At 41.7% G+C, this 23000-nt stretch carries 24 protein-coding genes and 1 pseudogene; 10 read left to right on the top strand and 15 right to left on the bottom strand.

Going from position 1 to position 23000, the window contains the following annotated elements:
• A pseudogene (locus L3V38_RS19015) lies at positions 1 to 99 on the top strand (elongation factor Tu); the annotation flags it as partial.
• A gap of 77 nt (positions 100 to 176) precedes the next feature.
• Here the strand turns inward: L3V38_RS19015 and L3V38_RS19010 are convergent.
• The 7 genes from L3V38_RS19010 to L3V38_RS18980 form a co-directional block, all read right to left on the bottom strand.
• Positions 177 to 1052 carry a hypothetical protein gene (locus L3V38_RS19010; RefSeq protein ID WP_237120371.1) on the bottom strand — a complete coding sequence of 292 codons (876 nt, stop codon included), beginning with the start codon at positions 1050 to 1052 and terminating at the stop codon, positions 177 to 179.
• A gap of 124 nt (positions 1053 to 1176) precedes the next feature.
• The gene (locus L3V38_RS19005) at positions 1177 to 2370 is read right to left on the bottom strand and encodes a dipeptidase (RefSeq protein WP_237120370.1); all 1194 of its coding nucleotides are present in this window, start codon (positions 2368 to 2370) and stop codon (positions 1177 to 1179) included.
• 59 nt (positions 2371 to 2429) lie between these two features.
• Entirely contained in the window at positions 2430 to 2687 is a 258-nt protein-coding gene (locus tag L3V38_RS19000; protein WP_130149205.1) for a YheU family protein, read from the bottom strand.
• Positions 2684 to 3664, bottom strand: coding sequence for a hydrolase (locus tag L3V38_RS18995; protein WP_237120369.1), 981 nt, complete (start codon positions 3662 to 3664; stop codon positions 2684 to 2686). The genes L3V38_RS19000 and L3V38_RS18995 overlap by 4 nt, the downstream gene beginning before the upstream one ends.
• A 142-nt stretch (positions 3665 to 3806) precedes the next feature.
• Positions 3807 to 3947, bottom strand: coding sequence for a DUF3149 domain-containing protein (locus L3V38_RS18990; protein ID WP_074989877.1), 141 nt, complete (start codon positions 3945 to 3947; stop codon positions 3807 to 3809).
• Between the two features lie 633 nt (positions 3948 to 4580).
• Positions 4581 to 5003, bottom strand: coding sequence for a TIGR02444 family protein (locus L3V38_RS18985; RefSeq protein ID WP_237120368.1), 423 nt, complete (start codon positions 5001 to 5003; stop codon positions 4581 to 4583).
• Positions 4990 to 6909, bottom strand: coding sequence for an ATP-binding cassette domain-containing protein (locus tag L3V38_RS18980; protein ID WP_237120367.1), 1920 nt, complete (start codon positions 6907 to 6909; stop codon positions 4990 to 4992). Before L3V38_RS18980 ends, L3V38_RS18985 begins: the two co-directional genes overlap by 14 nt.
• Positions 6910 to 7038: 129 nt before the next feature.
• Here L3V38_RS18980 and L3V38_RS18975 point away from each other — a divergent pair, with 129 nt between their 5' ends.
• Entirely contained in the window at positions 7039 to 7242 is a 204-nt protein-coding gene (locus L3V38_RS18975; protein WP_062568377.1) for a YheV family putative zinc ribbon protein, read from the top strand.
• Between the two features lie 19 nt (positions 7243 to 7261).
• Here the strand turns inward: L3V38_RS18975 and L3V38_RS18970 are convergent, their stop codons facing one another.
• Both L3V38_RS18970 and L3V38_RS18965 read right to left on the bottom strand, forming a co-directional pair.
• Entirely contained in the window at positions 7262 to 7474 is a 213-nt protein-coding gene (locus L3V38_RS18970) for a SlyX family protein (RefSeq protein WP_062568376.1), read from the bottom strand.
• Positions 7461 to 8459 carry a hypothetical protein gene (locus L3V38_RS18965; RefSeq protein WP_062568375.1) on the bottom strand — a complete coding sequence of 333 codons (999 nt, stop codon included), beginning with the start codon at positions 8457 to 8459 and terminating at the stop codon, positions 7461 to 7463. Before L3V38_RS18965 ends, L3V38_RS18970 begins: the two co-directional genes overlap by 14 nt.
• A 203-nt stretch (positions 8460 to 8662) precedes the next feature.
• Between L3V38_RS18965 and fkpA the strand changes: the two genes are divergently transcribed.
• Complete coding sequence (gene fkpA, locus L3V38_RS18960) at positions 8663 to 9418, top strand: FKBP-type peptidyl-prolyl cis-trans isomerase (RefSeq protein WP_062568374.1); 756 nt, start codon at positions 8663 to 8665, stop codon at positions 9416 to 9418.
• 58 nt (positions 9419 to 9476) lie between these two features.
• On the opposite strand, the gene L3V38_RS18955 is transcribed toward fkpA, so the two are convergent.
• Together L3V38_RS18955 and L3V38_RS18950 are read right to left on the bottom strand one after the other, a co-directional pair.
• Positions 9477 to 10523 (bottom strand): LD-carboxypeptidase, encoded by a 1047-nt coding sequence (locus L3V38_RS18955; protein ID WP_237120365.1) that lies wholly within the window; start codon positions 10521 to 10523, stop codon positions 9477 to 9479.
• A gap of 146 nt (positions 10524 to 10669) precedes the next feature.
• Complete coding sequence (locus L3V38_RS18950; protein ID WP_062568372.1) at positions 10670 to 11140, bottom strand: Rsd/AlgQ family anti-sigma factor; 471 nt, start codon at positions 11138 to 11140, stop codon at positions 10670 to 10672.
• Between the two features lie 608 nt (positions 11141 to 11748).
• On the opposite strand from L3V38_RS18950, the gene hemE reads away from it, so the two are divergent.
• Positions 11749 to 12813 (top strand): uroporphyrinogen decarboxylase, encoded by a 1065-nt coding sequence (gene hemE / locus L3V38_RS18945; RefSeq protein ID WP_054562901.1) that lies wholly within the window; start codon positions 11749 to 11751, stop codon positions 12811 to 12813.
• Positions 12814 to 12863: 50 nt separating this feature from the next.
• Here the strand turns inward: hemE and sthA are convergent, their stop codons facing one another.
• Both sthA and L3V38_RS18935 read right to left on the bottom strand, forming a co-directional pair.
• A complete protein-coding gene (gene sthA, locus L3V38_RS18940; protein WP_237120363.1) occupies positions 12864 to 14294 on the bottom strand; it encodes a Si-specific NAD(P)(+) transhydrogenase in 1431 nt (476 codons plus the stop codon).
• Between the two features lie 13 nt (positions 14295 to 14307).
• The gene (locus L3V38_RS18935; RefSeq protein ID WP_062568369.1) at positions 14308 to 15441 is read right to left on the bottom strand and encodes a fatty acid desaturase; all 1134 of its coding nucleotides are present in this window, start codon (positions 15439 to 15441) and stop codon (positions 14308 to 14310) included.
• A 116-nt stretch (positions 15442 to 15557) separates the two neighbouring features.
• Between L3V38_RS18935 and fabR the strand changes: the two genes are divergently transcribed.
• The 5 genes from fabR (at position 15558) to leuD (ending at position 21226) form a co-directional block, all read left to right on the top strand.
• Positions 15558 to 16184, top strand: a complete 627-nt coding sequence (fabR, locus tag L3V38_RS18930; protein ID WP_062568368.1) for an HTH-type transcriptional repressor FabR — start codon at positions 15558 to 15560, stop codon at positions 16182 to 16184.
• Between the two features lie 362 nt (positions 16185 to 16546).
• Positions 16547 to 18094: a 2-isopropylmalate synthase gene (gene leuA / locus L3V38_RS18925; protein ID WP_130149199.1), complete on the top strand. Its 1548-nt coding sequence runs from the start codon at positions 16547 to 16549 to the stop codon at positions 18092 to 18094.
• Positions 18091 to 19167 (top strand): 3-isopropylmalate dehydrogenase, encoded by a 1077-nt coding sequence (gene leuB, locus L3V38_RS18920; RefSeq protein WP_063702500.1) that lies wholly within the window; start codon positions 18091 to 18093, stop codon positions 19165 to 19167. Before leuA ends, leuB begins: the two co-directional genes overlap by 4 nt.
• A 59-nt stretch (positions 19168 to 19226) precedes the next feature.
• The gene (gene leuC, locus L3V38_RS18915) at positions 19227 to 20627 is read left to right on the top strand and encodes a 3-isopropylmalate dehydratase large subunit (RefSeq protein WP_237120362.1); all 1401 of its coding nucleotides are present in this window, start codon (positions 19227 to 19229) and stop codon (positions 20625 to 20627) included.
• Positions 20627 to 21226 carry a 3-isopropylmalate dehydratase small subunit gene (gene leuD / locus L3V38_RS18910; protein ID WP_237120361.1) on the top strand — a complete coding sequence of 200 codons (600 nt, stop codon included), beginning with the start codon at positions 20627 to 20629 and terminating at the stop codon, positions 21224 to 21226. The genes leuC and leuD overlap by 1 nt, the downstream gene beginning before the upstream one ends.
• A 48-nt stretch (positions 21227 to 21274) precedes the next feature.
• Here leuD and L3V38_RS18905 read toward each other — a convergent pair whose 3' ends face one another.
• Positions 21275 to 21703, bottom strand: coding sequence for a hypothetical protein (locus tag L3V38_RS18905; RefSeq protein WP_237120360.1), 429 nt, complete (start codon positions 21701 to 21703; stop codon positions 21275 to 21277).
• A 206-nt stretch (positions 21704 to 21909) separates the two neighbouring features.
• Between L3V38_RS18905 and L3V38_RS18900 the strand changes: the two genes are divergently transcribed.
• Positions 21910 to 22503: a hypothetical protein gene (locus L3V38_RS18900; protein ID WP_237120359.1), complete on the top strand. Its 594-nt coding sequence runs from the start codon at positions 21910 to 21912 to the stop codon at positions 22501 to 22503.
• Between the two features lie 2 nt (positions 22504 to 22505).
• On the opposite strand, the gene L3V38_RS18895 is transcribed toward L3V38_RS18900, so the two are convergent.
• The gene (locus L3V38_RS18895) at positions 22506 to 22871 is read right to left on the bottom strand and encodes a hypothetical protein (RefSeq protein WP_237120358.1); all 366 of its coding nucleotides are present in this window, start codon (positions 22869 to 22871) and stop codon (positions 22506 to 22508) included.
• Positions 22872 to 23000 lie beyond the last annotated feature (129 nt).

Genomic DNA, 23000 nt, shown 5'->3' with positions numbered 1-23000 from the left:
CTAATCGCTCCAATCGCGATGGACGAAGGTTTACGCTTCGCTATCCGTGAAGGTGGCCGTACAGTTGGTGCTGGTGTTGTTGCAACTATCGTTGAGTAATATCAACAGATAGAGCTTCACAGCTTATAAAAAGGTCGCCTAGGCGGCCTTTTTTAATGCCTAACAGAACGTTTTGGCTACTGCTCGATAAATTTATTGAGCTCATCTCTTAAGTGCGGGTGCTTAAGGTTATTAGTCATAGCATTCGCCACTTTACTATCACCATTGGATTCTAGCATTTGGATGCGCTGTGCCAGAGTTGTCGCTAATTGGGTTTTTCCCAACTGCTTGGCGCGGAAAAACTGCGCCACTAATGCACTTGCTGAAAGATTTTTAACGTACTCATTTGCATCATTTAATAATAGCTTTTGAAAATAGTCGGCTAGTTTAGGTGAAACTGCATCTAAGTGAGATAAATTCTCCAATGCTTGAATGCGTATCTTAGGCTCGTTTGTATACTCACTGATGCTTATCATGGCATCAATGGCCGATGATTCCTGTGTATCATCCAAGTCTCGTCTCAGCATACCTAAGGTCATTTTGAGTTGTCCATAAGCTGCTAGGCGATCATCGTCGGTATTACTCATGTTTAATAACGCTGTAAATGCATCATTAATCGATTTATCCGCGTAGTTCGGATCGGCTTTTATACGCTGTCGATAATCTTCAGGTAGTTGCCGGAACCAATTTACGGAAGGATTTCTTTTCGTTGCTTCTGCGATACGTGCTTTTTCACGCTCTTCGATGACTTGCTTTACTTTTGATTCGATAAGCGAAGGCTCAATCGTGGGCGTACTATTTTCAAGCTCGTTAATGCGTGTCTCTAAGTCAAGAATATAACCATGTAGAGCAACGAGGTTTTCTCTATCTTGTTTGGGAATAATTGAATCATCGATAGTAAAGGGAAGTGAACTAGAAGCACGTTGCTTATCCACACTGAAATGGTTGTAAATCGTTAGTCCAAGCGCAGTGCTTGCCAAAACAAGTGCAATATTTCCTTGCCAAGTCGACATATCACATCATCCAAGTTGCTTTGTAATACCAGCAGATTAAAGCAGGCAATTAGTATTATCAATCACTTGTACTGATAAAAACAAAAAGCGCAGTGAGTACTGCGCTTTGATTAGTGATTAAAAGTTAGTGCGCTTTTGCATACGCTTCAGCTTGTTGCCAAACACGTAACATATTGCCACTTAGAATCTTTTTAATATCTTTATTGCTGTAGCCTCTATCCATAAGCCCTTGAACAAGGTTAGGGTAGCTTGCTACATCTTTTAAGCCAGTAGGTAGAGAGTCGCCTACACCATCGTAGTCAGACCCAATACCAACATAATCAATACCAATGAGCTCAACCACATGGTCGATGTGATCTAGCACCTGCTCAAGGCTTGCATAAGGGAATGGGTTTTTAGCACGATAAGCTGCGTCAAAATCTTTGCTTAGCTTAGTACCGTCTTTTTTCTTATCGGCTTTTGCTGATTTTAGTTGGTCATACCAAGAGCCAGCTTGTGCTGTCACAAAGCTTGAACCAAAGTTGATTTGAATAACGCCGCCATTCTTTTTCAGTGCCAATAGCATGTCATCATTCATATTACGCTCAAAGCCAGGCGTATATTTACGCAGTGAAGAGTGTGATGCAATCACAGGTACTTTTGAAATTTCCATTACTTGATAAAATGCATCATCAGAAATATGTGAAACATCTACCAACATACCTATGTTATTCATTTCTTTTACTAACTCTTTACCGAATGGGCTCAGGCCTTTCCATTTTCGGCGGATATCATAAGATGAGTCAGAAATATGGTTGCTCTGTGAGTGTGCAAGGGTGATGTAGCGCACACCACGATCATAAAAATGCTTAAGGTTTTTCATCTCACCTTCAATCGGCGAGCCGTTTTCCATACCCATTGCAATCGACATTTTGCCTTGTTTAAACTGTGCTTTGATATCAGCGGTTGAATCTGCAATAGCAAACTTATCAGGAGCACGTTGCACAATGGCTTCCATGCTATCAATCAGCTGATTAGCAAGTTGGTAGCTTTTCCCTTTGCCTTCAAATTCTAGGTTTGCTGGAATATAAATCGACATGAAAGGAGCGTTTAAACCACCTTGTACTGCGCGTGGGTAGTCAAAATCGCCGTCATCGGTGGCTTTTGTTACATCAGCCCACTTATTATGAATGCGATAAGGCACATCGATATGGGTGTCAATTAAAATAGTGTCTTTTGCCAGTTTTATGGCTTTGTCTGATGCAGTAGCCTGTTCAGCGTGTGCTTGGCTAATTAAAGCCAGCGAAACGGCGGCAACCATTGAGCTTAGTTTTTTCATTTTTAATGGCTCTTTAAGTTAAAAAGCCATTGTGAAGGGTTACAGTATAACTTACAAGTTTAGTCGTTAAACGACGCTTGATACTCAGGATCAGCTTGCAGAGCAACGAATTCAGCTTTCGATATTATTGTTACTGATTCATGTAACTCAGAAAAAAACACCATCGCTTCACCACTTTTAAGCTGTTGATGAACCTGCGCAACTTTATTTTCAATACTTACCTCTTGCTCACCATAATCGGTGCCTTCACGTAGCACATAACTTTCAATTAGGTTATATAGCGTGTCTTTATCAATTTGTTCATGAGGGATGATCATAACTGCTCTTTTTTAACGATCTGTGTGAAGTAGCTAGGCACTATGTGCTCTAACCAATAAACAGGCTTAAATGGGTTATTACCACTAATAAAGCCTACGTGCCCGCCTTTGTCTGACACTCGCAGAGTAACATAGTCACTGACATCTGTACCATTAGGCACAGCTTTTACTGATAGCATGGGGTCATCTTTAGCATGTACGATTAGGGTCGGTGTTGCGATTGTTTTTAGATAAGGTTTAGCGCTGGCTTGTTGATAATAATCTTCTGCCCCTGAAAAGCCATGTAAGGGGGCGGTTAGCATGTCATCAAACTGCCATAAGTCATTAATTGATTTTAACTTTTCAGGTGTGAGATTTATTTGTTGCTGAATTTGTGGCAACTTTCTTTGCATTGACTTTTTCATGCGATCAAGCAGGTATTTTTGGTATATCTTGCACAAACTTTTACGAATAATTTCACACGAGGCAGACAAGTCAAATGGCGCCGATACTACTGCAGCGCCAGTTAAGTGTGAGGATTTGCCTTGTTCACCTAAGTATTTAGCTAAGACATTGCCACCTAAAGAAAAACCGACGGCAAATAATGGGCGAGAAGGAAATTTACCTTTCAAATAATTAATAAAAAAGCGCAGGTCTTCAGTTTCACCACTATGATAGGCACGAGCCAATCGATTAACTTCCCGTGAGCAGTTGCGAAAATGCATAAGCACAACCGCAAACCCTTGCTGCTTTAGTTTTTTCATCATGCCCTTGGCATAAAAGCTATTTATATTGCCTTCAAGCCCGTGCAATACAATTGCCAGTGGTGCTTGGTCATTGTGGGGGTGTGCCCATGCAAGTTCTAAGAAATCACCATCTGGAGTGTTAAGTGTCGATAAGTTGTAACGTGTTTTATGAAAAGGGCGAAAAAAGCGCGGCATTATGGTTTGTAAATGGCGATTGCGCATCCACCACGCAGGTTTAAACTCAGGTAACATAGTTGACACTTTAAAGACAAAACAAGCGCCTATTGTAGCAAGTTTTTGCTTTTTTAGAACAGTTTAACGATTTTGGCTTATGCAAATAAAAAGCCCCTAAACAATAAAATTGGATAGGGGCTTTGTGCGTCGTGCTTAATTCTTACTTAGGAACTTCAGCGTCGTGTACTTTTTTAATGAAATACCCGACGTAAAAAAGGCATAAAACGATAACAACTGCCAAAATGCCAAATGACATAAATAAGACTGGGTCGCTAAAAAAATCTCTAAAGAATACGTTCATGGTTGTGCCTCCTAATGTCTATGGGTTAATCATAGGCTGGCTTGGCATAGCCTGACATGATCCAGATCAAGCTATTTTCCTGAAGCTACACAAGGCGATTTAGAAGTTGATTTGGATCAAGTTTGATAGGTGGTGGGCAAATAGCACGATGCGGGATATTTTTGTAATTTTCTCTATAAATGGTATTGTTTTTATAACTTGGTAAGGGTCGAGTTCGATTTTGAAAATAACACGAATAATTAAATACTCATTAGCTATAATATTGTTGCAAGCTACTCTAACAACCTCACTTTATTTAGTTTTAGGTGCAGACCGCTACACATCATCGAAAGCTGTTGATTACTTGTTTTCTGTAACTATTCCTCTCTCCATTTTATCTTTCCTATTATATGGCTTATTGGCATATCGAAGTGAAGGTAACCATTGGAAGTATGCTTTTTCTGTTTACTTATTAGTCTTTTTTATTAGTGGCGTAGGCGTTTCGTTGATCGTACAAAGGTTTTATTTTTTTCCTCCAACCTCTATTGTAGAGCTGCCAATCTCGTTTATTGTTATAGCCCTTGCAACATTGACCGGTTCAAGATTGCGTATAAAAGCTGTCGATAAAATATCCTGTTGATTCTAAATACTGGATCACCACTTTTTTATATATAACCCTAAATTATCTGCTTTTGGGTTTGATGTAAGTGTGCAAGTATTCACCCTATCAATGAGCATTTGTTGCTGTTGTTTTTCGAGCTTTAGTTCTGCACTGAGTAATTCTTTACGAATCGTGGCGTAGTCAGCAATTTCGGCTTGATTGGCTTTTAGATAGCCACGAGCCGTGCGTAGAGGTTTTAATACCTGCTCGTCAAACTCAACAATGCATAATTCAAGCTGATTAAGTTGAGATTCGTTTAAAGTAAGCTCAAGAGAGTCTAAATAATAAAGCAACAAGCACAAATTCACATTTTTGCCTTGCTGGTTTTGATAATCTAACAGCCGTGTTTGCATGCCTTCTTCATCATAAAGCCGACACGCAAACTGCCAAAATGCTTCGCTATTAAGCGGTTTCATCGGCAAAGGCCTGTTCTTTTTCTTCGAGTTCTTCCAACGCCATCAATAATTCTTCTTCAACGGCATTTAGTTTTGGGGTTAACTCAGCTTGCTTCGCTAGTAACTTTGTTAGCTTTGCTTTATTGTCGTCATTATATAAATCATTGTCGCCGAGTGCAGTTTCAACTTCATTAAGTTCTGTTGAGTACTTATCGAGCTGCTTTTCAAGCGTGTCAATTTGCTTTTTTAATGGCTGCACTGACTTTCTAAATTCAGCTTCTAAGCGCTTTTGTTCCTTGCGGTTTACACTTGAATGAGCTTTTGTTGCATTATCTTCTGGTGTTTTCGCCGCTTCTTTATTCGCATTTAGAAGCCACTGGTAATAAGCATCAAGGTCGTAGCCAAATTGTGTGACTTCGCCGTTATCAACAAGGTAATACTCATCGGCGGTATTTTTTAGCATATGGCGGTCGTGCGATACGGTAACCATCGCACCTTCAAATCCTTGCAGTGCCATGACAAGAGCATGTCGCATTTCTAAATCAAGGTGGTTGGTAGGCTCATCCAGTAAGAGTAAGTTGGGTTTTTGATATACCAACATCGCCAGCACTAAACGTGCTTTTTCACCCCCCGAAAATGGAGCAACTGGCTCAAGGGCTTTATCACCAATGAAGGCAAAGCCTCCTAAAAAGTCGCGCAGTGATTGCTCTGTTGCTTGCGGATTTAAACGTTGTAAATGCGTAACAGCACTGGCTGTTAAATCAAGAGACTCCAGTTGGTGCTGCGCAAAGTAACCAATATTTAAGCCTTGATGCTGGAACACTTCGCCCGCTTGTGGGTCAAGTTCACCTGCTAACAGCTTGATAAGTGTAGACTTACCTGCACCATTTCGGCCAAGCAGGGCAATACGGCTACCAGGTACTAGGTTTAGCTTAATACTATGTAAAATAGTGATGTCGCCATAGCCCGCTTTGGCTTGGTCGAGTGTCATTAACGGGTTTGGCAGCGCAGTGGGTTCTGCAAATTCAAAATCGAAAGGAGAATCGGCATGCGCAGGCGCTAGTTTTTCCATTCGCTCTAAGGCTTTTACGCGGCTTTGTGCTTGTTTTGCTTTACTGGCTTTGGCCTTAAAGCGTGTAATAAATTTTTCTAGATGGGCTATTTGTTCTTGTTGCTTTTCGAACATAGCTTGCTGTTGCAGTAAACGCTCCGCTTTTTGGCGTTCGAATTGCGAGTAGTGGCCCTTGTAAACATTAATTTTTTGCTGATCGATGTGCCAAATTTGATCAACCACCGCGTCTAAGAATTCACGGTCGTGAGAAATCAGTACTAGGGTGCCAGTATAGGCGCGTAAAAAGCGCTCTAACCAGTATACGGCATCGAGATCTAAGTGGTTGGTTGGTTCATCTAACAGCAATAAGTCAGCGTCACGAATAAGCGCTTGAGCCAAGTTTAGGCGCATACGCCACCCACCTGAAAAGGCACTGACAGGGTTGTCTATTTGCTCATTACTAAAGCCTAAGCCATGTAGCAGTTCACCAGCTTTGGCTTCGATGCTATAACCTTGAATATGTTCAAGGCCGATATGCGCTTTGGCTTGTGCTGCGCCATCGTCATTTTTTTCAGCTTCGCGGAGTGCGATTCTGAGCGCATAATACTCAGGGTGGCCTTGCAAAACATAATCAAGCGCACTTATTTCCAGTGCCGGTGTTTCTTGTTTAACAGAGGCGATGGACCAATCTTTAGGGATGCTGCACTCACCCGCATCGAGCTGCAACTCAGACTTTAGCAAACTAAACAGTGTTGATTTACCACAACCATTAGCCCCAACAAGACCAACTTTATGTTCAGGGAAAAGTGTGGCGCTGGCTCCTTTAAGGAGTGCTTTACCACCACGAAGTAGTTCGATTTCTGAGATTTGGATCATTGAAAAATACTATGCTGAGTCCTAGTTAAGTTGCGTTATCATAACACGGATCCTATAAGGCTTCGCAATCGTATCAAACAGAGAATTATTAGGCTAAAATAGCGGCCTACATGCCACGGGAGATCACTTATGAGACAAAAAAAACGCTTTATTGCTGGTGCGTCATGCCCAGAATGTGGGGCTATGGATACCATGATGCTTTATAAAGAGCATGATGTCGAAAAAGTGGAGTGCGTACAGTGTGGCCATAAAATGACCCAGCCAGAGAAGGCTGTGCAAGCTTCAACACGTCAATTTGAGCAGGTAATTGGGGTATTTAAGCCGGGTGATTAACCCGGCCATTATTGTATGCTTAGTAATGTGGCGGAGGTGGCTCTTGTAACTGTGACATAAGAGAAGGCTGTTGCGCCTCTTTAATTTTTTCTGCGAGCAACTCGGTTTGGCGCTTCATTTTTGCCAATTGCTGTTGGTGCGCTTTAAGCTCATCATTCAATATTTCAATTGTTTCATCTTGAAACGCGACTTTCGCTTCAAGTTCCATGAGACGATCTTCAATTGTATTCATTCGATTCTCTTAAATTAAAACTTTCAGCGAATCCGCTGGAGCTTTCGGTTAATAACGCTTGGTTGTTATCAGTAAACGCAACATCTAACACCACGGCTGATTTCGGGCGACTTCCTTCACGAGGGAGTACTTGCCACGTTTGTAATTTTTTACCTGAGTCCAGTTGCCATAAATCCACGAGTCGATTCGGTGAACCGGTTGCAATTAAGGTGCCTTGATCATTAAAACGCACAGCGGTAAAAATTTTCTGACGCGCAATATACGCCAGTTTGCTAACAAGATCACCTGTAGTCAGTTGCCATACATTTGCTTGCTTCATACTATCTGCTGTAAATGCATATCGACCCTGTGGATCAAGCGCAACCTGAGTGACACGAGTTGGGTGATTAAAGCGGTGGATTACTTGCCCTGTGCGAGTATCCCAAAAGTAAGCTACGTAATCATTTGAGCCACTAATTGCATAGTGGCCATTGGGAGATAGATCAACAACGTTGACTTTTTCTTGATGACCGAGGAACTCTATACGCCTTCCGGTTTCTAAGTCGAGGTAAACGACTACACCGTCGGCGCGGCCATATAAAACGCTACGCCCTTGGTTACTTATGGCGATATCTCTAATAGTTGAGGCATGTATCTTATAGTAGCCCGTGTTTTCACCAGTGCTAATGTCCCACACTGCAAATGTGGACTTTTCAGCGGTGACTGCATGGCTATTGTCGTAAGAGATTGCCACTGTATGCACAAGACTATCTTGAGCTTGTTGTTGAAACCATTGGTATTTTAATACCTGCTGTTGATTATCCCACAGCGCGACCCCATGGTGTATTGATGAGATCAAGCTGTATTTGCCATCATGCGAAAGAGCAGATGCAAACGCACCTTTAGCCGCATGTTCATATCGTTCAGCGGATTGCTCATGTTGCTCAGTGCACGCAACAACTAAGCCAAAGCTTAGTAGATATAAAAAAGTACGAAATATCGACATATTACAGGTATTTCCCCTTAACTCTTAGTGATTGAGAGGTTAGACTAGGGCTCGTTAAAAGCCAAGGTTGTTAGTCTAATCACTAGATTATGCGTTTGCATAAAGTTTAGTTATTAGACAAGCAGCCTACCATAATAGGTCGTTAACCTTTAACTAGTAATAATACAATAATTGACAACTGCAAAGTGTGTCGGAGATATAAAATGAGAAAGACGATTAAATTGTCATTGATTGCAGCGTCAGTTTTAGCGCTAACAGCTTGTAATCAAGAAGCAAAAAAAGAACAGCAAGCTGAAGTTAAACTAGAGACTGAAGCACAACAACAAGCCTACGGTATCGGTGCATCTGTTGGTAACTTCTTAAACCAAGATTTAGCTGATAAAAAAGAGCTAGGTATTGAGTTAGACGAAGCGCTATTAAAGCGTGGCTTTGAAGATGCCCTTGCTGGTAACGCTAAACTAGACGATGAAAAAATTCGTGAAGTGTTAACTGCACTTGATCAAAGCATGCGTACTAAGCAAGAAGAAAAAGCAAAAGTAGAAGCTGAAAAAAGCAAAGCTGAAGGTGAAAAGTTCTTAGCTGAAAACGCGAAGAAAGAAGGTGTTACTGTTACTGAGTCTGGCTTACAGTACGAAGTGATCACCGAAGGTGAAGGCGAAAAGCCAGTAGCAACTGACGTTGTAAAAGTACATTACAAAGGTACTTTACTTGATGGCACTGAGTTCGATAGCTCATACTCACGTAACGAACCAACAACTTTCCCACTTAATCGTGTGATCCCAGGTTGGACTGAAGGTTTACAATTAATGCCAGTTGGCTCTAAGTACAAGTTCACAATCCCATCTGAACTTGCATACGGCGAGCGTGATCTTGGTAAGATTCCTGCTAATTCAACATTGGTTTTTGAAGTAGAATTACTTGAAATCCAAGACGAAGAAAAAGCAGCTGCTGCAGAGTAATTTATTACTCAGAAGAAAGAAAAGGGCCTCATGGCCCTTTTTTTGTACTTTCACTCATCTAGCTAAATGCAGTTTCCCTCATTTTAAGCGTACCTTTGTTAGCATCAAGTTCAATTAACGCACCCACAGGTAAAATAAATTGGCGTTTAATATGGCCTATCATTGCACCGCGATAAGCGGGAATGCCTAATGGTTTAATATAATCTGCAAAAATATCACCAAGTGTTAACGAGCCATAACCACGACCAGGCTTGCACTCATTACAATCACCAAATACAAAACCCGCAATCTTATCAAGTGCACCCATGAGCTTTAATGTGCTCATCATACGGTCAATTCGATACGGTGCTTCATCAATATCTTCTAAAAACAAAATGGCCCCGTTAAAGTCGGGAAGGTAATCAGAACCCGCCAAAGCGGTGAGTACTGTCAAGTTTCCACCGATTAAGCGACCCGTCGCCTTACCTGCTGTGATAGTTTGAGTCAGGTACTTGGTATTTACTAGCTCATCGTCTGCTTTGGGTAAATTTTGATAATGCATGCGCTTTCGTGCTTCGAACAGGCTTTTAAATTGCTCTACATGAAATGGATTCCATTCACTAGATGCGTTTGGACCATGAAAACTAATCATGCCAGTTTTGGCAAGCAGTGCGTTATGTAAAGCGGTGATATCTGAGTAGCCCATGAGTGGCTTAGGGTTGTTGCGGATCATGGTGTAGTCGAGCAAAGGTAAAATACGGGCTGCGCCTGAACCACCACGCAAACAAAAAATAGCACCGATATCCGTATCGCTAAACAAGTTATTTAGATCGTTGGCTCGCATAGCATCTGTTCCAGCTAAATGCCCTCGTCTTGCTAGAATATTAGGTGCCAGCCTTGCTTTATAACCCAGTGCTTCAATCACCCCTTTTGCTAGTATGATATCAGTATGTTCGGCGGTTGCCGCAGAAGGACTACAGACACCGATAGTGCCTCCCTTTGTGAGTGCTTTTGGCTTAATTAAAGTGTGGCCACTGTTATTCTGTGCGGCAATTAAGGGAGCTGATGTTAGGCTTGCACCTGCTGCAAGAATTGAAAGTGACTTTAAAAATGACCGTTTATGCATGGCGAACCTCATGTTTTTATAGTATGAGTATCGCATCTAAATATTTATTTCAAATATTTTTATTTGAATGGAATAATTGATTCTTTAAAGAAAGGCAAAAAGTGGCATTCAGCAGAGAATTTACTCTCTGCTGCTATGAAGTTGCACTAGCTAGTATGATTTGAATATAAGTTATCGATTAACTCATCTTCTAATTCAAAGCGTAGCTCAAGTGCTTCGCCTAGGGCAGATAAGTCTTTATCAAACTCATCCAGTAAATCATCTTTATCTACTTCAGCATATTTATCGTTAAAGTCGAGAGCAATGTCAGTTGTTTCTGAAATACGTGGGTAAAGTGCACTGGCAAGCTTTTGGCTTTCTGGGCCTTTCTCTTCACATGCTTTTGCAATGTCATCGTAAATTTCAAAATGACCAGCAGATAAATAGTCCATTAAAATTTGACAAAAATTTTGGATTTGTAGTTGATCTGGAAGGGCATGATCTTTCTTTTCATACGGTGAAAAGCCCGCTATACGGCAGAACAGCACAAGTAGCTCTTGGCGCTCTGTGAGCCACTTATCGATAACAGAGTGGCTTCCACCCCATTTTTGTTGAGCTTTTTCCAAACGCGTCAGCATATTTCATCTCCTCGCTGAGTTGGTTTCCTTTCTATATAAAAAGGAAATATGACACAAAGATCAACTAATTCTTCGTGTTTAGTTACAACAAACTGTTAAAAGCCAACCTAGAAACATAAGGCAGCATGTTGCTATATGAAATGCGTGCCGTAATAGGTTAGGTTAATTTTTACTTTAACAGCAGTGTATGGGAAATAATTAAAAACTACTAGTGTTAATTTTTAACGTTGAAAATACTGAGGTGATTGTATAAATCAATGATTAAGAAAAGAAAAAACCACCAAAATTGGTGGTTTAATTCTTTTTCTAGACTTGTTAAAACAAGCTTTCTTATTGTTATGGGAAGATTTTTGTTCTTATTGTTATAAGATTTTTATTATTGTTTTTGTTAACGCGGGATAAGTTATACCAAGCTTTTTTCTTTGTTGCAAATTTATTAATGAAAAGTTTTAAAAATATTTTGTTTTCGTATAAAACCTGCTCTATTTGTTGGGCAGAGCCTAAAAATCGTGATCTATATCTAGGCTTGGTTATCTATCCATAGTGGGGCGCGTAATATGGTGATACAATCACCAGCAAAATTTCATTCAGTTCTAGGATCTATACGCATGAGCGAATTAAAAAACGACCGTTATTTACGTGCATTACAAAAACAACCTGTTGATGTCACTCCGGTATGGATGATGCGCCAAGCTGGCCGTTATTTACCTGAGTACCGTGCTACACGTGCCCAAGCAGGCGACTTTATGAGTTTATGTAAAAACGCTGAACTTGCTTGTGAAGTAACGTTACAGCCTTTACGTCGTTATCCGCTTGATGCTGCAATTCTATTTAGTGATATTTTAACTATTCCAGATGCAATGGGTTTAGGTCTGTATTTTGAAACGGGTGAAGGTCCTAAATTTGAACGTCCGATCTCTTCATTAGCTGATGTTAAAAAAATCCCAAATATCGATCCAACTGATGAGCTTGGTTATGTGATGAATGCGGTAAGTACGATTCGTCGCGAATTAAAAGGTGAAGTACCGCTAATTGGTTTCTCTGGGTCACCTTGGACACTTGCCACTTACATGGTTGAAGGTGGAAGCAGCAAAACATTCGGTAAAATCAAAAAAATGGCGTTTGCTGAGCCACAAACACTGCACCTATTACTTGATAAATTAGCTGACTCAGTCATTGACTATTTAAACGCGCAAGTTAAAGCGGGTGCGCAATCGTTAATGGTATTTGACTCATGGGGTGGAGTATTAAGCCCACGTGATTACAATGAGTTTTCATTACAATACATGCACAAGATTGTTGATGGCTTAATTCGCGAGCATGATGGTCGCAAAGTACCTGTAACACTGTTTACTAAAAATGGCGGTCAGTGGATTGAAGCAATCGCGGCGACGGGCTGTGATGCTGTAGGTCTAGATTGGACAATTAATATTGGTGATGCAAAGCGTCGTGTTGGTGATAAAGTAGCACTACAAGGTAACATGGACCCTGCCATGCTACATGGTACGCCTGAGCGTATTCGCCAAGAAGTAGCGACTATTCTTGAAGACTTTGGTACAGGCTCTGGCCATGTATTTAACCTAGGTCATGGTATTACACCTGATGTTGACCCAGAAAACGCAGGTGTATTTATCAACGCGGTTCATGAATTCAGTGGTAAATACCACAAATAAGCAAAAGCTAATGACGAAAAAGCCCGCGTTATTAAGCGGGCTTTTTTTATTTACTTAAACAAACGATTTAAACCATTTAATGCAGCTACGCGATAGGCTTCAGCCATAGTTGGGTAGTTAAACGTGGTATTCACAAAGTAATCAATGTTATTGCCGCCGTTCTTTTGCTCCATAATCGCTTGGCCGATGTGAACAATTTCAGAGGCACGCTCGCCAAAGCAATGCACACCGAGCACTTCTTTGGTATCAACATGGAATAAAATCTTTAAACTACCTACCTCAGTGCCTGCTATTTGTGCCCGCGCTAAATGTTTAAATTGGGCACGACCCACTTCGTATGGAATTTTAGCTGCGGTGAGCTCTTGCTCGGTTTTACCCACTGAGCTCATTTCAGGAATAGTATAAATCCCTGCCGGTATATCAATAATCAATTTTTCTTCGCAGTTACCACAGGCAATAGCATCAGCGGCGATTCGCCCTTGATCAAATGCCGCACTAGCAAGGCTTGGATAGCCAATAACATCACCAACAGCATAAATGTTATCGACTTCTGTTTGGTAAGTTTCATTCACTTTAAGCTGGCCACGACCATCTGCTTTTAGGCCAACAGCATCAAGGTTTAATGTATCGGTGTTACCCGTACGACCATTAGCAAACAAAATACAGTCTGCTTTAACTCGCTTGCCTGATTTTAAGTGCATCACAACACAATCATCGCGAGTTTCTACTCTATCAAATTCTTCGTTATGACGAATAACAATACCGCTGTTCCAAAAGTGATAGCTTAGTGCATCTGAAATTTCTGCATCCATAAAGGCAAGTAGGCGGTCGCGGGTATTTACTAGATCAACTTTTGCGCCTAAGCCTTTAAAAATAGAAGCGTATTCACAGCCAATCACACCTGCACCATAAATCAGTACGCGATGTGGGTCATGTTCAAGGCCTAAAATCGTGTCACTGTCGTAAATACGTGCATGATTAAAGTCAACGCCAGGTGGACGATATGGGCGAGAGCCTGTAGCAATGACAATTGTTTGCGCGGTGAGTGTTTCGTGCGAACCATCAAGGTGTGTAATTTTAATTGTGTGCTTGTCAACAAACTCAGCATCACCCTGATACATATGAATGCGGTTACGGTCATAAAAGCTACTACGTAAACTTGACTGCTTAGATATGACATTACTAGCGTGACGCAAAATATCAGGGAAAGTTAAGCGGTTCGGACGTTCGCTAATATTAAATAGCGGGTTTGCTTTATATTCAATGTAACGGCTTACAGAATGACGTAATGCTTTTGACGGAATAGTGCCCCAGTGCACACAGCCGCCGCCTACTGCTTCTTGGCGCTCAATGACAGCGACTTTCTTATTACTTTTAGATAGGTTCATGGCGGTACCTTCACCGCCAGGACCTGTCCCTATGATGATCGCATCATATTGATAAGATGGAGTATCTTTTTGCTTTACTTGTTGTTTGGCCACAGCCGCTCCTATATTAACTAAAAGAGGCTTTTAATAACCTCGCATTTAGTGCAAGCCAAGCCTGCTTTTGGTTTTCCCAAGCGGCTTCAAGCTCATGATATTGTGTCATTAATGCTGATTTTTCGCATTGTTTCATCATGTTATTCTTTTTGATTTCTAACACGCGTTTTTGCAGGGCACAGAAGTGTTGCAGTTTTTTCAGCAGTAAATCGTACTCAGATTGTAATAATGTAAGCTTATCTTGCGCTAAAGGCAATTTTGCAAGGCGGCCTTGGGTTTTATTCATCAAGGTTTCTGCTTTGGCTTTTTCAATGCGCTCGACTGGTGTACGTTTTAATTTTGATGCAAGACCGACAGATGCGAGCGTGCGGATCATCCATTTGGTTGGATCATAGTGATACCATTTAATACCATTACGATAGTCACTGGCAAAAATATGGTGGAAATTATGATAGCCCTCACCATAAGTGAATAACGCTAAAAAACCATTATCGCGTGCGGTATTTTTTTCGGTGTATGGACGAGACCCCCATATATGGGCAACTGAATTTATAAAAAAGGTAAAATGCTGGCTTAATACTAAACGTAACAACCCTGCAAGTAGTAACATCCCCCACACATCACCGACCATTAACCCAAGTAAAAGAGGAATACCAATATTGGTCGCTAATACTAATTTCATGTAGTGGCGGTGTTGCCACATAACGACTTTATTTTTCTGTAAGTCACGGCAATTACTATAATTTCCGTATTCCTCTCCTTGATAGTCTCGCAGCATCCAACCTATATGGCTGTACCAAAAGCCATTTGTTGCGGCATAAGGGTCTTTGATTGGATCATCAACTTGACCATGATGAATACGGTGGTCGCTACTCCAGTGAAGCGCACTATTTTGCAGCGCAAATGCACCACCAAGGGCGAATATAAATTCAATCACAGGGTGTGCATCATAGGCTTTGTGTGCCCATAAGCGGTGGTAACCTGCGGTGATAGATAATCCTGCGTAAAACATGCAAGCAACAAAAGCTATCCATTGCACAGTGGTGTATCCGTAACTAAATCCATACCAAGGAACAAGTGTAATTGCGGCCAAAAATGTCAGGCTAAAAAATAACACATTGGTCCAAATAATCGGTGGTTTCTTCATCATAATAAATCTCGGCGTACAGTTGTACGCTAAAATAGTGTTTCAAACTCTTCGCGTCAAGTATTAGACTGTCTCATTAACTTAAAAATCATTAAAAGTTCACCTTGGGAGTTTTCATGTCGGGTGTTAGAGCGCAACAGAAACAAAAAACACGACAAGCACTAATCGAAGCTGCATTTAATCAATTGAGTGCCGATCATAGCTTTTCTAATTTAAGTTTACGTGAAGTTGCTCGTGAAGCAGGGATTGCGCCAACCTCTTTTTATCGCCATTTTAAAGATATGAATGAACTTGGCTTGACCATGGTTGATGAAGCGGGGTTAACGCTTCGCCAGTTAATGCGCCAAGCCCGTCGGCGTATCGAAAGTGGTGGCAGTGTCATTACTACATCGATTGTCACTTTCATGGAATTTATTGATAACTCAAGTAATCAATTCAGGTTGTTATTGCGTGAACGCTCAGGTACTTCAAAAGCGTTTCGTGCCGCTGTTGCTCGCGAGATAAAACATTTCATCTTGGAGCTTGCACATTACCTTGAAAGTGAAACGCCATGCGATGCCACCCATGCCTATATACAAGCGGAAGCGATGGTCACTTTAGTATTTAACGCAGGGGCAGAGGCGCTTGATATTGAAGGGCAGCAACGTGAAGAGTTGGTAGAACGTGTTATTTGGCAATTACGTTATATAGCGCGTGGTGCATTATTGTATGTTAGGGATAACGGTGGAAATGAAAAAAGTTAATCTAAGCAGGCCGTAAGCGTTAAGTACTTTTTCTAACGACAACTAACCATTAAATTGTCATTTTTATCCTTTTTTTGTTTGTTTTGTGAATTTTTATTTCTATATTTGCGTCTTTATATTGTGCTTAGTGAAAAAAATATGCTTGCAAGAGTGTGTGCTGGGTGTTAAAAATACAGCTCACTGAACACACATTTAGAAAATTAAGATGCAAATGACACGTTTAATTACATTAACACTGAACCTCTTACTGCTTAAGCAAGTAGGTGGGGCTTAGTGTATTTGCATTTGTAAATATTATAAAACCCCGCAAACGCGGGGTTTTTTTTATCTCGCTAATGGGTCATTGGGAACGAGGACAATTTATGAAAGATAAAGTTTGGATTTTTGATACAACGTTACGCGATGGTGAGCAAGCATTAAAAGCAAGCCTAACCGAAGATGACAAAATTCAGCTTGCGCATACCATTAGCCGCTTAAATGTGGATGTAATGGAAGTCGGTTTTCCGGTATCTAGCCCCGCAGACTTTCGCTCAGTACAGCGTATTGCAACTGAGGTGAAAGGGCCGATTATTTGTGGTTTAGCACGTGCTGTAGCAAAAGATATTGAAGCCTGTGGTGAGGCACTTCGCCCTGCTGAGCAAGGCCGTATTCACACCTTTATCGCAACTAGTCCATTACACCTTGAACACAAATTACGAATGAGCTTAGACGATGCAACAGCGATGGCTGTTAAGTCGATTAAGCTTGCGCGTAACTACACGGATGACGTTGAGTTTTCGTGTGAAGATGCTGGTCGTACACCGCATTGGGATTTATGCCGTATCGTTGAAAGTGCTATTGATGCGGGTGCATCAACAATTAACTTACCTGACACCGTAGGTTATGTAACGCCAGACGAATACGCTGCGATGATCCATCACTTAATGAATAATGTGCCAAACATCGACAAGGCACGTTTAAGTGTGCATTGCCACAACGATTTAGGTTTAGCGGTTGCTAACTCAATCGCTGCGGTACAAGCCGGTGCTCGCCAAATCGAATGTACCATTAATGGTATTGGTGAGCGCGCAGGTAACTGTTCGCTTGAAGAAGTGTCGATGATCATGAAGATGCGTGAAGACCACTTAAAAGTGCATACCGATATTCGCAGTGAAGAAATTTACCGTGCTTCGCGTCAAGTCGCGAAGATTTGTAATATGCCAGTACAACCAAACAAAGCAATCGTTGGTGAAAATGCCTTTGCACACAGCTCAGGGATCCACCAAGACGGCGTATTAAAAGCGCAAAACACTTACGAGATTATGTCGCCAGAAAGTGTCGGTGTACCCAATAACCAATTAAACATGACTTCGCGTTCAGGTCGTCATGTTATTGAGCACCGTTTAGAAGAGTTAGGCTATCAAAAATCTGATTACGATATGGATAGCTTGTACACCAGCTTCTTAGCATTAGCAGACCAAAAAGGCACTGTGTATGACTACGACTTAGAAGCGATGATTTACTTTAATCAAATCAAAGATAAAGACGAGAAGTACCAACTTGAGTTTGTTAACTCTACGTCTAACTCGCAATCAGTGGCGAGCTCAACAATCGGCATGACAATTGATGGCGAGTCTAAGCAGGAGGCAGCAACAGGTAATGGCCCTGTAGAAGCATCTTTCTTAGCAATTGAGCGCTTAACGGGTATGTCGGTTGAGATGATTGAATACAACCTAGAAGCAACAGGACAAGGTGCCAGCTCGCTAGGGCAAGTGAATATTATCGCTAAATACGATGGTCGCCCATATCACGGCGCGGGCATTGCAGCGGATGTGGTAGAAGCGTCAGTACGCGCCATGATCCGCGTTTATAACTTAATTTATCGTGCACAAAAAGTGTCTGATTTAAAACAACAGAGGAAAGCAGGATGAGTCAATCGAATTACAGTATCGCAGTATTAGCAGGCGACGGGATTGGTCCAGAAGTTATGGCAGCAGCAGAAACCGTCTTGGATGCTGTAAGCGAAAAATTTGGTTTTACTTTGACTCGTCATCACCACGCGATTGGTGGTGCTGCCATTGATGAGTTTGGTCAGGCGTTGCCGCAAAGCACACTGAGTGCCTGCGAAAATGCCGATGCGATTTTATTTGGCTCTGTTGGTGGCCCTAAGTGGGAAAACTTACCACCGAACGAACAGCCAGAGCGAGCGTCTTTGTTGCCATTGCGTAAGCATTTTGGTTTGTTCTGTAATTTACGCCCAGCACAATTATTACCTGCACTAAGTGCTGCGTCACCGCTGCGTGCAGATATCAGCGCACAAGGCTTTGATATCTTATGTGTGCGTGAGCTAACAGGCGGTATTTATTTCGGTGAAAAAGGTCGTAGTGGCGAAGGTGAGCAAGAAGTTGCTTTCGATACCCAAACATATTCACGTAAAGAAATTGAGCGTATCGCTCGTTTTGCCTTTGAAGCCGCTAAGCTGCGTAGTAATCATGTTACCTCGGTTGATAAAGCGAATGTGTTAGCGTCAAGTGTACTTTGGCGAGAGGTAGTCACTGAAGTCAGTAAAGACTACCCAGAAGTAAGCCTAGACTACATTTATGTTGATAACGCGGCAATGCAGTTAGTGAAACAGCCAAGTCAGTTTGATGTATTACTTTGCGATAATTTATTTGGCGACATTTTGTCTGATGAGTGCGCGATGATCACAGGCTCTATGGGCTTATTACCATCAGCGAGTTTAAATCAGTCTGGCTTTGGCTTATATGAGCCAGCTGGTGGCTCAGCACCTGATATCGCCGGTAAAGGGGTTGCAAACCCGATCGCGCAAATTTTAAGTGCTGCGCTTATGCTGCGTTACTCACTAGGTCAAGATGAAGCGGCGCGTACTATTGAAAAAGCGGTAGCAGAAGCGGTTGAAGCCGGTGTTGGTACGCCAGATATCTACCCAAATGCAGGGTACACCACCAGTGATGTTGCTGCGGCAATTGTGGCACGTATTTAATTAAAAAGTTGTTTGCGCTGAGCTCGTCACTCAGCGTAACTAAAATGAGGGAATAGCAAGTGGCCCAAACCTTATACGATAAAATCTGGCAAGCTCATGTAGTCGCCAACATTAACGATCAAACCGATTTACTTTATATCGACCGTCATCTAGTTCATGAAGTTACCTCACCGCAAGCCTTTGCTGGTTTACGTGAGAAAAACCGTAAAGTACGTTGCCCAGAAAAAACCTTTGCGACCATGGACCATAACGTTTCAACGAAAAGTCGCTCATTAGATGCTGCGAGTGAAGTGTCGAAAAATCAATTAATGGCACTGGATGCAAACTGTAAAGAGTTTGGTATTCAACTTTATGATTTAAATTCGATTAATCAAGGTATTGTGCATGTAATGGGGCCTGAGCAGGGCATTACCTTACCGGGCACAACCATAGTGTGTGGTGACAGCCACACCTCTACCCATGGCGCATTTGGTGCACTAGCGCACGGTATTGGTACGTCAGAAGTTGAGCATGTTCTAGCCACTCAAACGCTACAGCAGAAAAAAGCCAAGTCGTTAAAAATTCAAATTAATGGTCGCCTACGCCCAACTGTTACTGCAAAAGATTTAATCATGGCGGTGATTGGTAAATTAGGCACTGCGGGTGGTACTGGCTATGTTGCTGAATTTTGTGGTGAAGGAATTGAAGCGCTGTCTATGGAAGCGCGTATGACGCTTTGTAATATGAGTATTGAAATGGGCGCAAAAGCGGGTTTAATCGCGCCAGATCAAACAACTTATGATTATTTAAAAGGTCGCCCATTTGCACCACAAGGTGCTGACTTTGATGATGCCGTTGCCTACTGGCAAACACTAAAAACTGATGAAGGCGCGCAGTTTGATCATGTTGTTGAATTGGAGGCTGCTGATATTCAACCGCAAATTACTTGGGGTACCAGCCCAGAGCAAGTGATTGGCGTCGATGAATTCATTCCAGACCCTGAGCAAGAACCAGATCTAATCAAAGCTGATGCGATTCGTAGCGCACTAAAATATATGGGCTTAAAAGCCGGTGATAAATTGTCTTCAGCAACTGTTGATACCGTGTTTATTGGCTCATGTACCAATAGCCGAATTGAAGACTTACGTGCTGCCGCGCAGATTGTCGAAGGTAAGCAGGTTGCCGCGGGTGTTGAAGCACTGATTGTTCCAGGTTCTGGCCTTGTTAAAAAACAAGCCGAAGACGAAGGCCTTGCAGATATCTTCAAAGCAGCTGGTTTTGAATGGCGTGAGCCAGGTTGTTCAATGTGCTTAGCAATGAATGACGACAGATTAGAAGCCGGTAAACGCTGTGCGTCGACATCAAATCGTAACTTTGAAGGACGCCAAGGTCGCGGTGGTCGCACTCACTTAGTGAGCCCTGCAATGGCAGCTGCAGCGGCAATTCATGGTCGTTTTGTTGATATCAGAGGAGAAGCCTAATGAGTGTATTTTTTAGTGGCTTAATGGCCCCATTAGATAAAAACAATGTTGATACTGACCAAATTATTCCAAAGCAGTTTTTAACGTCGACCAGCCGTGATGGTTTTGATGCGGCGCTTTTTTACGATTGGCGTTATTTAGATAACGGCGAGCCAAACCCTGAATTTATTTTGAACCGCCCTTGTTACCAAGGTGCGCAAATTCTGTTAACTCGCGACAACTTTGGTTGTGGTTCATCGCGTGAGCACGCGCCATGGGCATTAAAGCAATATGGTTTTGAAGTTATCTTAGCACAAAGCTTTGCCGATATTTTCTTTAATAACTGCGGCAATAACCAAATGCTTGCTATCGCATTACCAGCAGAAACGCTTGAGCAATTATTTGTGTTGAGTGAACAGCATGACGATATTCATATCGAAGTTGATTTAGAAAACCAACAACTTCGTAGCGATAAGTTTGACACTATTGACTTTGATATTCGTCATGACATTAAAGAGCGTTTATTAAGCGGCTTGGACTTTATCGGTGTGACTGAAACACTTAACAGCCAAATTGATGCCTTTGAGCAGCAACTTGCAGCAGAACGCCCTTGGCAATAACCTGTTTTTTCCATGTGAACCTAAACGCGGCCAAGGCCGCGTTTTTATTTATTTTTTGCAGGATATGATTGCTTGTTTGAGCTCATGTCCATCATCACATCTAAAAACATCATATTTTTTACCATGTTCACATATAATAGTTTCACGATAATATAAATGTTTACGACAGACTCTTTGTCGTGAAGGAAGCTTGAAACTACAGAGTTTTGTTGTTCCTCTTGAAGCCTTAGCTCCTTTATTTACGAGTCTATTATTAATCCAAACTCCTGTAACGAAGGGCACAACGACTTTGCCCATTTCATAAAGAGCTTGGATCTCTTCAGGCCCAAATAAAAGACTAGCCCCACGATACGGACCTCTTTTAAATCGACCCTCATTGCCTTTTAATACAATATTTTTTCTGCTAACAGTAAGTCGAAAGTTATTTTCAGCCTTTTTAGGAGCGGAACTAATTTTATTTGGATTAATCTTTTTCATGTAATTTTTATTTTAGATTTGGATAAATGAATATTTATTCTGCTTGATGGCGTTTGAACTTATAAAAAAGACAATATTAGCATGAAGCAGTAATTTTACTAATATTGCGAGTGTTCTGACATGAAAGCTCAATATTCATCTATTTTATTTTCTTTCTAAGCTTTAAACCATTAGCCTAAACTGAAATTTTATTTAGGGAACACACCATGAAATACTTAGTGGCATCGATGCTCGTAGCAGCATCATCAGTAGCGGCTGCGCGTCCAGCGCCGTTAGTATCTATTCCAAGCCATGATGGCTTTTTTGATAATATTGCTGCCCATTGTGGTAAAGCTTACGAAGGTAAAGTTAGCGTTGATAATGCGACAGGCCCCAGTTCATTTGCGGGTAAAAAGTTAGTGATGCATGTGCGTCGTTGTAATGAACGTGAATTGCAAGTGCCATTTCATGTAGGTGACGATGCGTCTCGTACTTGGATCATCACAAAAACAGGCAGTGGACTGAGTTTAAAGCACGATCATCGCCATAAAGATGGTAGCGATGATAAATCAACCATGTATGGGGGCCATACCCTTGATGCTGGTTTTGCTAATGCGCAGTCGTTCCCAGCTGATCAATATTCAAAAGAGTTGTTTGTGAACCAAGGTATTCCACAATCAATGGGTAATACGTGGCAAATGTATATTTATCCAAAGCAATTTACGTATCGTTTAGTGCGTGAAGGGCGTGAATTTCGCGTTGATTTTGATTTAACCAAACCTATTACGCCGCCAAGCGCACCTTGGGGGTATGAGGACTAATACTATTTAGTATCGTCTTCGCACTGTAAAACAACCGTTAAAGGTGGCTGATAGGCACGTGGTTTAGTGGGAAAGCGTTCATACTCCTGTACGCCATCAGTCACTCTAAGCATAAACGGTTTATCTCTACACAAGCGACTTGCATGGCGCAGTAAGAATACGCTTTGATTGCGAAAGTGCTTATAGTCATCAGACTGAATTTCGAGGTGGTAGCGGCCATCGGCTAATTTAGTTTGGTAGTAGTGGACTTCTTCATCAAAGTCGAAAAGTTTTTCTGTTTTGGTTTCTTCGGCGTATGCAGCGGGAAAACCAGCGGTAAGTAAAAGGGCGCTGATTGATAATGCGAATATCGAACGGGGTTTGTTCATAAACACCTAACTCCATGTGATTGATGCAATAATTCTAGCGCGTGTTGTTGAACCATGAATTAGCTTCGACAGTCAAACTAGGGTAACGTTAGTTTATATCTTATACCTAGTCTAACACTCAAAAGGTAA

It is taken from the genome of Pseudoalteromonas sp. L1, assembly GCF_021728095.1.
Lineage (GTDB): Bacteria > Pseudomonadota > Gammaproteobacteria > Enterobacterales > Alteromonadaceae > Pseudoalteromonas.
This window is presented reverse-complemented; position numbering and strand designations above follow the sequence as displayed.